This window comes from Acetobacter sp. P5B1, from assembly GCF_018811985.1.
In the GTDB taxonomy this organism is placed as follows: domain Bacteria; phylum Pseudomonadota; class Alphaproteobacteria; order Acetobacterales; family Acetobacteraceae; genus Acetobacter; species Acetobacter cerevisiae.
The window spans coordinates 32954-47026 of the sequence record NZ_JACRVS010000021.1; the positions used below are offsets into that span (position 1 = coordinate 32954).

Consider the following 14073-nt stretch of genomic DNA (forward strand, 5'->3'; position numbering starts at 1 on the left):
GCTTGCCGCTTGTGTAGCCTTCCGTGAACTGGAAGGCGCTGAATTCGATTGGGGAAGCATGACGTTTCTGGAGATGCCCGATGCGTGAATTCAAAACCATTGACGCGTTCATTAAGCATCTTTCAGGGCGTGTGCTTGTTGATCTTCCACTTGCCGTGCATCGCGGCGTGGAGGATGGCGGCGAGTTGATTAAGCGAGAAACGCAGAAGCAGCTTGGTCAGTATCTTGATGGGCCTGAGCCGGGCCTGCCGACCGCACCGTTGGCCGATAGCACGATTGATGACCGTATCCGGAAGGGCTTTACACCCGATGAGCCGGGCCTGCGGACGGGCGATATGCGGGATAGTTACGGCGTGCGCGTATCAGAGGGTGCATTGCGCACAGAGGCCTCCATAGGGTCTGACGACATCAAAGCTGTTGTGTTTGAGCTGGGCCGCATGGAGCAGGCAAACTACCAGCCGCCGCGCCCGGAACTGTCGGTGGCAGCTTTCCGCAATGAGCATAAGGTTGCGGCTGGCATTGGCCGGATGGTCGTGCGGGCTATTGAGGGGCGCGGGTTGCCGAATATTCGGGCAACTGAAGCCGCTGAAGACTAACTATTTTCTTTCAGGCAGTCTAAAGCGCTTTCGGAGCGAGAACAAATCTCTGCTCGAAAGCAATTCTACTCGCGTATAATGCGCCAGATCTTGCGCCGCAGGAGTGAATCCGGCGTTACACACCACGCCAGCGTAATCGGCGTTGTAGCGCGCCTTTGCGGCAAGCGCCTGTTGCACTGCTAACGATCCGGCTGGTTTCGCTGTGTCTTTGCATTGCAAGACAAGCCGATATCCCGCGTATGTCGCCATAACATCACAGCCGCAATCCCCACTCCCGCCGCGTTTTTTGGCGTTCCAGCCGCATTGAGCTAGCGTTAGAGCGCAGGAATGCTCAAAACTTGTGCCATCAGAACGCTTTACAGCATCCCGATATTTCTGGACGTTTGCTTTGGCCTGCTTGGCGGCCAGATCACGTTTATACCGCTCTTGATAACGCCTATCGTCCAGCAACGAGTGGGCGACGGTATAGGCCAAGGCGCGTCCAAATCTCTTCCCAAATCCCATAAAGCCGAGAGTAACACATGTCTGTTGAAGCGTACCAGATCGGCGTTTCTCTGGTCGCGGACGCCACGCGCGTTGTCGGCCCTATTGGGGAAATGATTGAGGCTTTGACGCGCCTCACCTCGGCGCAGCGTGAAGCTCAGATGGGCTTTAACAGCATGGTGTCGTCTCTGGGCGCGGCACGGCGGCTTGCGTCCGGTCTGGCTACGGACATGAATGCTGCGGCGCGGGCGGCGCGGGAGTTCGCGTCTGCGTCGGCCCGCTTCCGAACCTCGGCCCCTGCATTTAATGCCAGGGGAGGCGCATACAGCGCTGAGGAGGGTGGTGAGGCATCTCGTCCTCGCGGGCGGCGCACGTCGGCCCCAATGCCCGCTTCGCCGGTCGTGGATGCAGGCGGCTCTTATGTTTCACCTTACTCCGCCGCAGCTACCAATGTTCCCGGCGCGCCCATGCTCATGCTGCCGCCACCCCGCGCCGCCGGCACAGCACTGGTCCCGGTGCCGGGGTCAGAAAATAGCTATGGCGCTATCCCCAATTTCCGCCGTTTTGAAAATCCAGCCGACTACGAGCCCGACTGGATACGCGTCCCAAGCCGTGACCTTGTGCCCTACACGGGGCCGGTGAACCGCGACGGATACTGGATGGGGGGAAACCGGACGTTTGGTCCGTGGCAGCCGAACCTGAATGCTCCAGAGGCAGGTGCGACGGTTGCTGCTGCCTATGCCGCAGGAAAGGCGCGCTTGCAGACCATTAGGCCCAAGCATGCTATTGCACATTTTGTGGGGCCTCTGGCTATCCTCGGGGGTGCTGCGGCCACGGCGCATTTCGCGGCATCAGGGTTCGATCAGTCAGCGGCCTACGATCAAACATTCCTTGGCATGATGGGTGACCCGGTGGCCCGGCAGAACATGGGAGCCATTCAGGCCAGCGCACAGCAGGCCATGAAGGAAAACCCGTTTCTGGCTCCGGTCGATGCTGCACGCATTGCGCAAGAGTCGTACGAGGTGTCTGGCGGCGAAATGTCCGAGCAGCCCAGTATCGCCCGATTGCTAAACCAGGTTGATAAGACCTTCCTGCTGCTGGGAAAATCTCCGCAAGATGCCATGCGGGAGAGCATCGCTTTCATCCGGGCGCAGGACATTTCAAACCGGTTTTACGACAAGAAAACGGGTCAGTTTTCGCTGGGGCAGGCCGAAAAGGCAACTGATACTGCCCTCTCCATGATCATTGCCAACCGGCAGTTCATGCGCGGCCAGAACTTCCAGACATTTGCTCGTTCTTCCGGTGCGGCTGGCATGCGCCTTTCTGACGAAGGCATGTTGAACCTCGCGCATTTTATTGACGTAAATCCGTCGCGCGCGGCCACGTCCGTGAGGTCATTCGAGGATCTGTTCCTTGGTGATCATACGCGCATGTCTGACAAAGACTTCGCATACTTCAGCCAGAGACGCCTTGGCTTGGTGGGGGCGCATGGCCAGTTTGTGGACCAGCAGACCTTGGGGGCAGATCCTATCAGCTGGATCACGAAGCACCTGGTCCCGCTCATCAAGAGCCATCCGGAACTGCTGGGCCATGTGCAGCGCATGACCATTCAGGATTTGCTGAATGAAACGACCGGCGCAGAAGGTAATATTGCAAGGCAGGCGGCGGCATCCCGCCGGACTGATGCATCCGGGGCGCTAAGTGCCTTGGCGGGAGGCCCGAAAGCGGCTCAGGCTGCTTTAGCTACGTCCTTCGAGCGGTTCGAGTTTACCATTGGGCGTTTGGCGCAAGGCCCGCTCGTCAAGTCCATGAACACTCTGACGGGGGCGTTTAATGGGATGAGTGATTTTGTTACAAAGCATCCCAATGACATCAAGCAGTTTGCTGATGATATCAGTGCGGTAATCAATGTGCTGGCGGGCATAGGTCATGGCGTTGGGGCGATACTTAACTCGATCCCAGGCTTTCTTCGCCGCCCCTTAGAAAGTGCTCTTGCTGGCGCGACGGCGGGCGGTGCGGGGGGCGCTATGTTCGGCGGGATAGGTGCGCTGCCCGGCGCAGCGGCGGGTGCTACCGCTGGCTTTGTTGCTGGCGTTGCGCATGAGGGATACGTTCAGGCTGAAAGAATTGGCAGCGTCGTTAATGCTCCCGTTCGCTCCCGAACGTCAGGAGGTGGGGCATGGGAAGGCTCTCAGCCGTCCGGCGACACGCACGTGAATGTCTACCTAGACGGCCAGCAAATCGCCAGCCATGTCGATACGGTGGTTCGTCGGCGGCAGGCTGTCGAAATGCGCGCCAGTAATTCTGCTCCCGATCCTCTCTCCTCGCCGCGTTATTCAGGAACGCCGTGGGGGACGAACTAAAGGAGGAAATGCAAACTATTCGTTGCTCTTCAAATCCAGCATAGCGGCAATGGATTCATCGCTTAGGAGTTTCACAAAAGCTACGTCCCCTTTAAAATTGGGGGCAATCTTCCTGAGATTGTCAACATTGAACCGATCCCAGTTCACTTTCTGGAAAATCGCGCGCGTGAAGTCGAATGACACCATTCGGTGAGTAGTATCGTTGCCATAGTCATCCGGGTTCACGTATTGGAACACGAAATGGCAGGTGTTTACGTCCGGATGTCTCATGAAGAGGCTGCGCACGATGTAAGGCGCTGTTTCTGCCTCAAAAACATTCATGAGATAGTGAGGGGCAACGTTGCCGAGTGTTGGGCTCACTTTTTTGCTGAATATGTCAGAATCGACCATATCCTGAACGTTTGCCGCGAACGTCGGCTGGTCGATTGTCACGGTTGTTGAGCAGGTCGGCGTGACGACTTCTGCGAGCGTTACACCCCACTGCGTTAGTTTTGGTGTGTTGGCCGTCTGGGCGTGGCCGATGGAAAAACAGGACAGCACCCCAAGCGCTGACGCCAGCAATAATTTCCGCATGACAATCTCTATTCGCAATATTTGATCACAACCAACTCACCACACCCCCATGCCGGGAACAAGTGCCCCTGTGGTGCTGGCTGAAGCTGAATGACCCGTCGCCGCATTTAGCGGTGGCACCCGATGGGGCTTGGTTGCTGCTGGTGTGTGCCGGGGAGTGGATGCTGTTGCCGTCCATGTTCCGGTAATGCCGGTGCTCCAGAAGGGTGCTCTCGTCCGGCTGCTGGATGTGGGGCCGGGTAGGGGGCGTCTGTCCTTGATAGGCGGACGGGTCTAGGGCGTAGGCTGGGGCGGTTAATGTCAGGGCCGCCAGCGCGGCCAGAATGATGCGCCTCAAATCCACCTCCCGTTAGAAACAGCGAGACGATAGCCGTACGGGGTGGAGTTGGGGAGTCAGGAAGCACCTTCTGCTTTGTCTGCTAGCCCCTCAGCGACTGCGCGGGGCTAAGATGCGTCATTATTTGCAATGGCCGCCCGCAAAAGGACCATAAGGCTCCTCTTTTCTTCTGAGCCAAGAGCTCTCCATGAGAGTACAAGCACTCTCTCTTCCTCATCCATGTCTTCCGCTGAAGAAACATCTGGGACGGCGCGCTGAGATAACGATGAGTTTAATCGAGTGAGAATTTCCGCAGTCAAAGTGCGATTGCTGCGCTTAGCAGACTCTTCCAGCGCGGCCTTCATGTCAGGCGGCATTCTGAACTTGAATTGAGGGTCATCATGGCGCTGTTTCATGAACCCCTAATGGACCCATTTTTTTCTTGACGCAATGCACCCGGCGGGTTCATAAAGATGATACACCCGTCGGGTGCATAAATTGCGAGGGTATCATGGAAGAAAAGCGAAGTATTACTTTTAGGTTGGACGCGAGCCTAATACGCGCTTTGAAAATACGCGGCGCTATGAATGATCGCAGCGCCAATGGCGAACTTTCCACCATTCTAAAAAATGTCTTGGAAACAGAAAAGGCACCAGAGCCTCGGTTGGGGAACCGCTCTGATGCCTCTCACGCAGAATAGGATCTATTCGCTATGACGAATGATAACACAAACCTTATCACTCCTTCAATGCATGAGGGCGAACTCCGAATCCTCGACACAGACCTAGCCGCGCGGCTAGGGTTTTCTGCCCCCCGCATGATTCGGAAATTGATCAAGCGCTACCTGCCCGAATTGGACAAACTTGGACCCCGTTCCACGGTGGAACGGGTAGTAAACGGCGGGAATGCTACGGAATATTACCTCAACCGCAAGCAGGCAATCTTCATCACCGCCAAATCCGAAACGGCGGAAGCGACTGACATCACGATCGAGATCATCGAGCGGTTTGATGCCTATGAGCGTGGGGAAGCTAGGCCAGAGATTGCCAAGCCCAAACGTATCCGCAAGCCGTCCTTCGCTGTGACGTTTGACCGCTGCATGAGGGTTGTGTCCCACCTGCCGAACGTGGACGAGAACCAGAAGGTCCTGATGGCGGCCCGTGGCACTCATAACCTGTGCGGCATCAATCCTCTTGAAGTCATGGGTTACACGGCGCTTCCTGCGCAGACAGAGGACAATTACAAAACACCCACGGAACTGGGGAAAGAGCTTGGTCTTTCTGGCCGGCGCGTAAACCAGATCCTGAGCGAAGAGAAGCACCTCCAAGTCCACACGCCCGGCTCTGCCTCCGGTAGTGACTGGAGCATGACCGAGAAGGGACTGCCTTACGGGAAGATGTTCGACACAACCCGCAAGGGGGGCAAGGGCTCTCAGCAGCAACTCAAATGGAAACCGTCTGTCATCGAGTTCCTGCGCCCTTTTGCCAAAACGTCGGCGTAACCGGGCTACAAGCCAGCCACCCTTTCGGGGGTGGCAACGCTGGCGGGAAGATGAACTGCTACACCCTCGCGTCAAACCTCGGCCTGACATTGCGCGTCGTGGCGGACATGGAGGAGGGGAGGCTTCCGTCGCCGATGGCGCGGGAATATCTCCAAGCGGGAGTGCGGGCCATCATGCAGATGTGGCGGGATCTGGACGAGCAGCAAGAGCCGCTCGTTGATATGATGGAGCGCATCGCCGGAAAGCCGGAAGCGAAGAATAGGAAGGCTTTGGCTTAAGTGAGCGGGGCGGTCTAGAGGCCGCCCTTGATCGAGATGGGGTAGCGAGGCACATTGAAGAATGCGGAATGTCTTTTTGATCTTATCTGTATGCGCGCTGGCATCCTGCACGCATCCCGGCACGCCTTACGGTCGCGACATGCTGGAGACTGACGCGCAATGCATGCGCCGCGTGCTGAAGGCCCCCAACATGAAGGGGCCAATAGATTTTGATATGGCTGCGGGCGTTTGTGTGCGTACGGAAAATCTAGCCACGCACTCAGTGTATGAAGCCAAGAACCTGCCGCTTGATCTGCGTGCCGACCCGGATTTGCAAGCGATGGCAGAAAACCCGAATGTTAACGTTTCTCATCGCGCTTTCGTGCCCCGTGATTCCAAAACACCCCTTCAAAAATGGCCAGTGTTCTCTAATCAGGGGGTAGTGCAGTGATGATCTTCCTGTTGACAGGATGCGACATAAAATTCTAACCTAATCAAAATTCAACACATGTATCAGCCATCCTTCGGGGTGGCTTTTTTATTGGTGCCATGGCTAGTCTGCTCAGCATTGAAACCGCTATCGGGTCAATCGGGCGCTACAGCACCACTGCACCTGTCGTCTTAGGAAGCATTACATTTTACGGGGTAGAAGTCCCTGATGTACTGACTAACGGCGGCCAGCAACGCATAGTGGCGCAATGGCTGCCGGGCGGCACGAAAGTCATTGATCGTCTTGGGAATGACCCAGACCGCTTTTCTTGGTCTGCGAAATTTATCGGACCCAATGCTCTGGCCCGCGCACAGGCTGTTGCGCAAATGCGTGATGCAGGAATTCCTGTGCCGTTTTCAGCGCCGGGCGTTAGCGAAAAGGTCGTTATTGCTGAGTATGCGTTTGATTACTCCCGTAAGGGGGCAATCATTCCTTATCGCCTCCAGTTGGAGCGGCAGCCTGCGACGACGCAGAGCGGCGTGACACAAACGTCCGCGTTATCAGCGCTCATTGGCAACGATGCAGCCAGCGCCGTAGAGACTGTGACAAGCACTTTGGCGACAGGCGCGCAGGCACTCTCAAATATCGCTGCGCAAGGTCAGTCTGTGATTGGCCAAGTCGCCCCGCTTGCCAATATTGTTGGTGCCGGGAGCGCGCTCGCGTCGGTTGGCGACAAACTCACGATGGTTCAGGGGCTTTCTGGGGCCGGGGTAAACCTTGCGTCCACACCTGAGAATGTTGCGTCTATTGCGACAAGCCTGAAAAGCGCTGGAGTAGGTCTGACGACGACTATCAGCCAGACGTCATCGAACATCGGAGGCATATCTGTCAGCAATGGGGCCAGCCTTGCTGCTGTGACAGCCAACGCTGGCGCGCAGAGCGGAGCAGTTGACGCCAGCGCCTTGGTGAACAGAAGTTACGCAAACACTTTGGCGGCGGCAGACAAAACTGGAAGCTGGCAACTTGTGACGGCTGCAAGCTGATGGCCGCCACCGTAAAAGTCAGTGCCGCTGATGGAACGCTCTACCATGTAGCCTGCCGCGAACTGGGCGATGCCACCCAGTGGTGGCGTATCGCTCAGCTAAACGGAATGAGTGATCCTGATCTTTCATGGCTTTCACAGCCGGTAACGCTCGCTCTGCCATCCCTGGACCAAACCCAAACCGCAGGCATACCTGATTACACATCATGACTGCGGCCACAAATATCACAACGGTGGTTGGATCTAGCTCCGCCAACTGGTGCCGCGCGCCGCGCTGCCGTCTTCTGATTAACGGGGTGGCGCGCGCGGAAACGCCGATTCAGCAATTTTCTTTAACGCGCACTCGATATTCGCGAGCCGACACGCTTTCTTTTTCATGCGCCGTCGATAGGACTGCTCTGCAGCAGGCGAAAAGCGGCAGTGGAGCCGGATGGTTTGACCAACCAAATTCCTCTGGCGGAGCGGTCGGTCCGGAAATAGACGTTACGCTGCAAATGCAAGACGCGGCCCTGTCAGGCGCTCAGTGGACAACGATGTTTCAGGGGCTCGTTGATACTGTCACATATCAGCCGACACAGGCCGCGTTGAATGTGGAGTGTCGCGACTATCTCTCCAAGTTAATTGATATGCGCGTTCTTGGCTCATGGATGAACATGACCGGGCCGGAGATCGTTAAGGCTATGGCGGCTAAGGCGGGACTGGTTGCGGATGTTTCCATTACAGGCGGCATGCAGGGGCAGTTTCGTCAGACGGAACACAAGAGACATTCCGGTGTCAGCAATAACAGATTCCGCACAGCCTTTGACCTGGCTCGCTATATTGCCAACAGCTCTCAGGCCGATCTGTATGTGGACGGCAAGACGTTGATCTGCAAACCGATGCTTTCTCCGTCTTCTGGCGGAGCGGTAGTCCATGCGCTGAAATATGTTGATGGCGGGCCCAGCATGCCGATCCGGGCGAGTGTGTCAGGCCTTAGCCTGCGGCGTGACTACCAGATAGCAAAAGGCGTTATGGTGCATGTCCTGTCATGGGATAGCCGTCAGCGCACGAAAGTGGAGTGGTATTTCGGCCCAGATGGAGGATCAGCCCGTAAGGCCTCTGAGGCTGGAAACTTGCACAGCTTCCAATTTCCGGGGCTGCGCATGGATGAAGTGCAGGCGAAAGCTGAGCAGCTATATCATGAGATTGTCGCGCATGAGCGGGTAATTTCATACGAGGCTCCGGGCATGATTGATCTTGAGCCGCGACATTTCATGAGGCTGGCCGGGACTAATTCGACATGGGACGGCACGCACGCGGTTGATTCCGTGGCGACCGCCTATAGCGGCGCAGGCTTTCGTCAATCAGTCACACTCAGAAATAGAGACGTAACGCAGGACGAGGCGCAGGAATATGACTGACACGCGGGCCATTGCATCCTCTGTAACCGGGACGATGGGGGCGGTTCATCACGGCCTGATTTCTGCTGTTGACCCGGCGACGCATGATGTCAAGGTCACGCTCCAGCCGGGCGAAAACGAAACAGGCTGGCTGCCGTTTTCTGCTATGCAGGTTGGCGATTTATGTATTGCCTGCCCGCCGAATGTCGGGACGCAAGTCCACCTCATGCCGGTGGACGGAGACCCTGAGCATTCCGTGGTGGCCTGTCCGGTATTTTGCGTGGTGATGACGCCGCCGATATCGCCCGCCACAGGCAAACCTGCCCAACCGGGTGAATATCTTCTGATGGCCGGGCGTGGTGCGCCGCCCATAGACGCGACAAGCCGGGACGTGGGGACGGCGGCGGATGCCGCGCCATGGATGCACGTCACACGGGACACGTTTTACACCGGGGTCGGGGATGGGACGACCGCCGCCATTTCAAACGGTCAGCATGTCTGGAAATCGGGAAATGTTACGGCAACGCTATCGGCGGGTGGTTTTTCGGTTTCTGGGGGCGACATTTCCACAGACAAGAATGTTCGGACCGCAGGTGATGTCAAAACAAGTTCACACAGCCTGAATGGGCACGTTCATACCAACGGCAATAACGGCAGCGATACCGGGGGGCCTGTTGGATGAGTTGCTTGTCTCATGAGTGGGGTGGTGACCTTGAGCTTGATGCATCTGGCGGCTTAAAAATTGCCAGCAATCATGACGGCATACGCCAGCGGTTGCTGAGACGGCTCATGACGCCTCAGAACGGCTATATCTGGCAGCCTGACTACGGCGCAGGGCTTCCCGAGCGCGTTGGGTCCATCACCACTCAGGAAGAACTCTATGCCATCGTACGCGCTCAATGCGCCCTTGAAGATGGCATTGACCAAACTCAGCCCGTGACCGTGACGCTGAATGAAAATGGCAACGGCGGATACTCCTGCCTGATTGCCTACACAGACGCCCAAACCAACAGCGTGCATGCCTTGGCGCTGACCTGACGGGAAACACATGTCTCTACCTCTGAGAACGTATAGTGCGCTGGTTGCTCAAGCCGTGGCCGCGACACAGGGCGCGTGCTCGTCATTGATAGATATGGCGGTTGGAACGCCTCTGCGGGCCATAATGGAGGCGATGGCCGGTGTTGGCCTTTGGCTGCAATATATCGCGCTGCTGATCCTCTCCCGGTCGCGCCTTGCTACGTCTGAAGGGGCCGATGCTGATAGCTGGGTCGCAGATTTCGGCATGGCGCGCATGCTGGGTGTCGCGTCAACAGGGTCCGTCACGTTGACCTCGTTCCAGCCAGACCAGCAATCAGCATCGGTTGAGGTTGGTGCTATCGTGCGGACTGTTGCGGGCGTGAATTTCGCGGTGCTGGAGGATAGCTCCAATGCGGCGTGGTCGGCAGAAACGCAGTCCTACATCAGGCCTGCGGGAACAGGATCAATTTCCGTGCCGGTGGAGTGCCAGGCAACCGGAAGCGCGGGGAATGTGGATGCGGGCGCGATTTGCCTGCTGGGGACCAGTATCGCGGGCATTGATACCGTCACCAATGAGGTGGCGTTTGTGAATGGATCTGATGAAGAGACTGACGCACAGCTCCGGGCGCGCTTCCCAGAATGGCTGGCTGCAAAAGCAACTGCCAGTAATGCTGCAATCGAAAATGCCATTGCAGGCATCCAGACCAATCTGACCTGGCAGATCCTGAATTGTCAGGCCGCAGATGGATCATTTCGCCCCGGATATTTCACCGTGGTTGTCGATGACGGCACCGGCACGCCATCAGATACGCTAGTGGCGTCCGTATACGCCGCAATCGATGTGGTCCGAGCTGATGGTGTTGGCTTTGCAGTGATCGGCCCCATTGAAGTGCTGGCGACGGTAAGCATGACGGTCACAGTGCCTGCCGGATCAGCAACAGCGACCGTCCAGAACAATATTCAGACGGCCATCACTGCGGATATAGACAAGCAAAAAGTCGGGGCCGGGTATGCCTACAGCCGCCTGCCTGTGGTGGCCTACAATAATGCCGGGGTCGATATTGTCTCTATCACCAGCGTCCTGCTGAACGGGGAGCAGGCAGACCTTGCTGCGGAAAGTAAGCAGGTTATCCGCGCCGGGACCGTAACAGTAAATGTGCTGGAGACCTCAAGCTGATGGCAACAGGAGATCAGGCAGACTTCGCCCGGCGGATACGACAGCTTTTGCCGTTTGGCTGGTTCCCCTCGCCTCCCGGCCAGACGCTGGAAGAAAAAGCGCCGGTCCTAAATGGCGTTTTGCAGGGAATGGGGAATGTCCTCGAGTGGGTGTTATCCCTTTTTACTCAGGTCAATGCTCAGATGCGCTTGGCGACTGCATCCGGCGATATGCTCGACATGATCGTCTACGATTATTTCGGCGATAGCCTGCCGAGAGCATCCGGTGAGACGGACAACGCCTACAGGGCGCGCATTCAACAATCTCTGGTGGCGGCTAAGAACACGAGGGCCGCTATCGCGCAAACGCTCCGGTCGTTGACGGGAGAGGAGCCGGCCATTGTGGAGCCAACCAATGCGACGGACTGCAAGGGGCTGGCCACGCTGGCGTCGCCTGCTGTGGGCGGTGGCTACGGATACGGGGTGCCGGGCTTTTACTATGGCGGCCTGAATGGCGGGCAGTTTTTCGTGACCACCAAGAGGGGCAATGCACCCTCTACTGCGGCAATTTATGCCGCGATCAATAACGTGCGGGCCGAAGGTGTCGCGGCTTGGGTAAGGGTTGAGGACTGATGCAGCGTAGGATTGTTTATCAAGGGCAGGTGGCGCTCGACGCAGATTTTCTGTGGGGACAGCGCAACTTGAAAACTGCATTGGGGCAGGCTCTAAATCTGCTTTATGGCGACTTCTCCGCCGTGTCAGCTGCTTTTGGCTTCGCTATCACGCAGGATGCTGGCGGCCTCTCTCTCACGATTGGAGAGGGTGTGGTTTGCGCGTCCGGGGCGGTAGATCAGGTGGCCTTTGGAGGTAATGGCGGCGGCATCACCGCCGATACGTCCGCCGGTTTCGTCGTATACGAATGCCCCGGTGCAACTCTCACTTTGACCGCAGGACAGACTGCCACGGTTTATGCTGTTTGCGCAGAGACGGACACGGACGCCACTGTCCTGCCGTTCTACAATGCGGATACCCCCTCGCAGACGCAGGCTGGCCCTAATAATGCGGGAACATCTCTGCCAGTTACTCGTGTTGCTCAGGTAATGTTGACGCTGGCTAGTGTTGTTCCGGAGGCCCCGGCGGGCGGATCGGTCGTTCCCCTATACACCGTTAGCACCCCTTCTGGAGCCACTAATGCAGCCGGCACTACTATTACGCCGCTGGATGCCTTCTACCCTACGATTCCTCAGCTAGCACGCGGTCGTCTCCTAAATATTCAGAGATTTGAATCATCAGGCACATATACGAAAACTTTAGGCACAAGAAGCATCATTGTCGAAGTTCAGGGCGGCGGATCATCAGGGTATGGCTGTACTGGTCAGGCTGCTGCTGGGACATGCTCTGTTGGGTCGGGTGGGAATGCGGGGACTTACTTGAAAGGGTTAATATTAAATCCTATTGCCTGCACGGTAACAATCGGGGCTCAGACCGGGAATGGTTGGAATGGTGCTGGCATTGAAGGGAATGCATCATCCTTCGGTGATTATATAACGTGCCCTGGTGGAGGCTCCCCTTCGGGATGGAACCAGCAGGCAGCACCTTTGGCAACGGGCGGCCACCCTTATCGATCCCCAACATACTCTTCTAGCGTTACTCCTTTAGAAATTATGAGAGATGTTGCTGGAGGAGAAGGAGTGGCTCTTTCTAACACGGTTGGGTGGGGTGCTAATGGCGGAAGCTCAAAATTCGGAGCAGGCGGCGGCAATGCGTCTGGAGGCGCGAGTGGAGACGATGGTACCGGCTGGGGGGCTGGAGGAAGCGGGACGTTTTCTCCTTCAGGTGGGGCAGCTTTGGCTGGCGGCAAGGGCGCTCCTGGGATAGTCATCGTTTACGAATACTCCTGAGGCGCAAATGTCGGACAGCACATCTACATATGCCGTTTATCGAACAGCCGCCTCTGATGCAGAAGAGGTGGGTTTTGTCGTGAACAGGATTGTCTGGGACGGGAAATCTGAATACAGCCCAGGCGACGGACTGGCAGCAATCGCTGACCCAGCCGGAAAATATCCGATAGGCAGCACCTACACTACTACCTAATCCGGAAAATCCTTAAACTTATAGTCGCCATTGAGCGGCTTTTTTATGCGAGGGCTTATGGCTGACGCAGACCAATACACGCCTGTTCCAATCCGACAGGTGGCTGCCCTCGTGGCCCCCCTCATTCAAGCGCTACAGTTTGCCGGTTTGGACCTAAGTAAAGCCACAGTTGGCGATATGACCCTTGAGGAAATGCTCGAAAAGCTCGCGAATATTGCTGAGGCTTGGGAGACAACGCCTGACGGGCATTTGCTGCTGATTCTTGATCTCCCTGATAGTGACCCGGGGGTCAAAGGTGCCCTCTGGAACAACGGCGGCACACTCTACATCTCCCAAGGCCCTACATCATGAAAAAGCTCCTGACAGCTCTCACACTTTCCGTCCTTCTGTCCGCGCCCGCTTTCGCAGGCCCCAACCATGACCGGCCCGAGTTCAAAAAGCTGAGCGTGCAGCCCCATCCCCAGAAAACAACCCCGTCTGCACCGGTAACGCCAGGCGCTCCGACCACAGGGAAATAACATGAACGCAAAACAAATCCTTATTGCTGGCTGCGCTTTTTTCTTCGGCGCTGGTGTTGTTTCGGCTGCTTCGTATCAGCCGTTTGCGCCGCAGGGAGGTCTTGCAATCGCAACGCTACTGCCGGGCGTGTATGCAGACGGGTCAAGCGGCACCGTTGAGCAGACGGCGCGTATGGCCGACAGCAGCGTGCAACAGGCCGACGCTAACAAGCCAAACGGCTACGTGCAGCCGGACCAGTACGGCAATATCACAAATCAGGTAACGGGTGCAGTCGGTGCAGCCAAGGCAGCAGCCACAGGTACCACCACACAACGCACGGTATCGGATCGCGCTGCGGACCATTATAAT

The 14073-nt window shown here is 56.9% G+C and carries 18 protein-coding genes and 1 pseudogene; 15 read left to right on the plus strand and 4 right to left on the minus strand.

Translation table 11 applies throughout. The features are described from left to right. Nucleotides 1-80: 80 nt before the first annotated feature. On the plus strand, nucleotides 81-596 hold the full coding sequence (locus KP703_RS11920; RefSeq protein ID WP_215755097.1) for a hypothetical protein: 516 nt from the start codon (nucleotides 81-83) through the stop codon (nucleotides 594-596). On the opposite strand, the gene KP703_RS11925 is transcribed toward KP703_RS11920, so the two are convergent. Then, nucleotides 597-1070, minus strand: coding sequence for a restriction endonuclease (locus KP703_RS11925; protein WP_215755098.1), 474 nt, complete (start codon nucleotides 1068-1070; stop codon nucleotides 597-599). A 47-nt stretch (nucleotides 1071-1117) separates the two neighbouring features. Between KP703_RS11925 and KP703_RS11930 the strand changes: the two genes are divergently transcribed. After that, complete coding sequence (locus tag KP703_RS11930; protein WP_215755099.1) at nucleotides 1118-3442, plus strand: hypothetical protein; 2325 nt, start codon at nucleotides 1118-1120, stop codon at nucleotides 3440-3442. Between the two features lie 15 nt (nucleotides 3443-3457). Here the strand turns inward: KP703_RS11930 and KP703_RS11935 are convergent, their stop codons facing one another. The 3 genes from KP703_RS11935 to KP703_RS11945 form a co-directional block, all read right to left on the minus strand. Then, nucleotides 3458-4015 carry a hypothetical protein gene (locus KP703_RS11935; protein ID WP_215755100.1) on the minus strand — a complete coding sequence of 186 codons (558 nt, stop codon included), beginning with the start codon at nucleotides 4013-4015 and terminating at the stop codon, nucleotides 3458-3460. Between the two features lie 25 nt (nucleotides 4016-4040). Further along, complete coding sequence (locus KP703_RS11940) at nucleotides 4041-4352, minus strand: DUF3761 domain-containing protein (RefSeq protein ID WP_215755101.1); 312 nt, start codon at nucleotides 4350-4352, stop codon at nucleotides 4041-4043. A gap of 107 nt (nucleotides 4353-4459) precedes the next feature. Then, nucleotides 4460-4747: an Arc family DNA-binding protein gene (locus KP703_RS11945; RefSeq protein WP_215755102.1), complete on the minus strand. Its 288-nt coding sequence runs from the start codon at nucleotides 4745-4747 to the stop codon at nucleotides 4460-4462. A 401-nt stretch (nucleotides 4748-5148) separates the two neighbouring features. On the opposite strand from KP703_RS11945, the gene KP703_RS11950 reads away from it, so the two are divergent. The 13 genes and pseudogenes from KP703_RS11950 to KP703_RS12010 form a co-directional block, all read left to right on the plus strand. Then, entirely contained in the window at nucleotides 5149-5832 is a 684-nt protein-coding gene (locus KP703_RS11950; protein ID WP_215755103.1) for a Rha family transcriptional regulator, read from the plus strand. A 50-nt stretch (nucleotides 5833-5882) separates the two neighbouring features. Beyond that, nucleotides 5883-6110, plus strand: coding sequence for a hypothetical protein (locus tag KP703_RS11955; protein ID WP_215755104.1), 228 nt, complete (start codon nucleotides 5883-5885; stop codon nucleotides 6108-6110). A gap of 76 nt (nucleotides 6111-6186) precedes the next feature. Next, a complete protein-coding gene (locus tag KP703_RS11960; RefSeq protein WP_252354040.1) occupies nucleotides 6187-6540 on the plus strand; it encodes a hypothetical protein in 354 nt (117 codons plus the stop codon). 98 nt (nucleotides 6541-6638) lie between these two features. Further along, the gene (locus tag KP703_RS11965) at nucleotides 6639-7562 is read left to right on the plus strand and encodes a hypothetical protein (protein WP_215755105.1); all 924 of its coding nucleotides are present in this window, start codon (nucleotides 6639-6641) and stop codon (nucleotides 7560-7562) included. Continuing rightward, nucleotides 7562-7771, plus strand: coding sequence for a hypothetical protein (locus KP703_RS11970; RefSeq protein ID WP_062143500.1), 210 nt, complete (start codon nucleotides 7562-7564; stop codon nucleotides 7769-7771). The genes KP703_RS11965 and KP703_RS11970 overlap by 1 nt, the downstream gene beginning before the upstream one ends. Before the next feature lie 323 nt (nucleotides 7772-8094). Continuing rightward, complete coding sequence (locus KP703_RS11975) at nucleotides 8095-8961, plus strand: hypothetical protein (protein ID WP_252354041.1); 867 nt, start codon at nucleotides 8095-8097, stop codon at nucleotides 8959-8961. Next, entirely contained in the window at nucleotides 8954-9622 is a 669-nt protein-coding gene (locus KP703_RS11980; protein ID WP_215755107.1) for a phage baseplate assembly protein V, read from the plus strand. Before KP703_RS11975 ends, KP703_RS11980 begins: the two co-directional genes overlap by 8 nt. Then, nucleotides 9619-9978 carry a hypothetical protein gene (locus KP703_RS11985; protein WP_062143508.1) on the plus strand — a complete coding sequence of 120 codons (360 nt, stop codon included), beginning with the start codon at nucleotides 9619-9621 and terminating at the stop codon, nucleotides 9976-9978. The genes KP703_RS11980 and KP703_RS11985 overlap by 4 nt, the downstream gene beginning before the upstream one ends. A 10-nt stretch (nucleotides 9979-9988) precedes the next feature. After that, nucleotides 9989-11134 carry a baseplate J/gp47 family protein gene (locus KP703_RS11990; protein ID WP_215755108.1) on the plus strand — a complete coding sequence of 382 codons (1146 nt, stop codon included), beginning with the start codon at nucleotides 9989-9991 and terminating at the stop codon, nucleotides 11132-11134. Beyond that, the gene (locus KP703_RS11995) at nucleotides 11134-11745 is read left to right on the plus strand and encodes a hypothetical protein (protein WP_215755109.1); all 612 of its coding nucleotides are present in this window, start codon (nucleotides 11134-11136) and stop codon (nucleotides 11743-11745) included. The genes KP703_RS11990 and KP703_RS11995 overlap by 1 nt, the downstream gene beginning before the upstream one ends. A 1058-nt stretch (nucleotides 11746-12803) precedes the next feature. Continuing rightward, nucleotides 12804-13013, plus strand: coding sequence for a hypothetical protein (locus KP703_RS12000; protein ID WP_215755110.1), 210 nt, complete (start codon nucleotides 12804-12806; stop codon nucleotides 13011-13013). Between the two features lie 250 nt (nucleotides 13014-13263). Then, on the plus strand, nucleotides 13264-13557 hold the full coding sequence (locus KP703_RS12005) for a hypothetical protein (protein WP_215755111.1): 294 nt from the start codon (nucleotides 13264-13266) through the stop codon (nucleotides 13555-13557). Between the two features lie 168 nt (nucleotides 13558-13725). Further along, nucleotides 13726-14073: pseudogene (locus KP703_RS12010) on the plus strand (hypothetical protein); the annotation flags it as partial.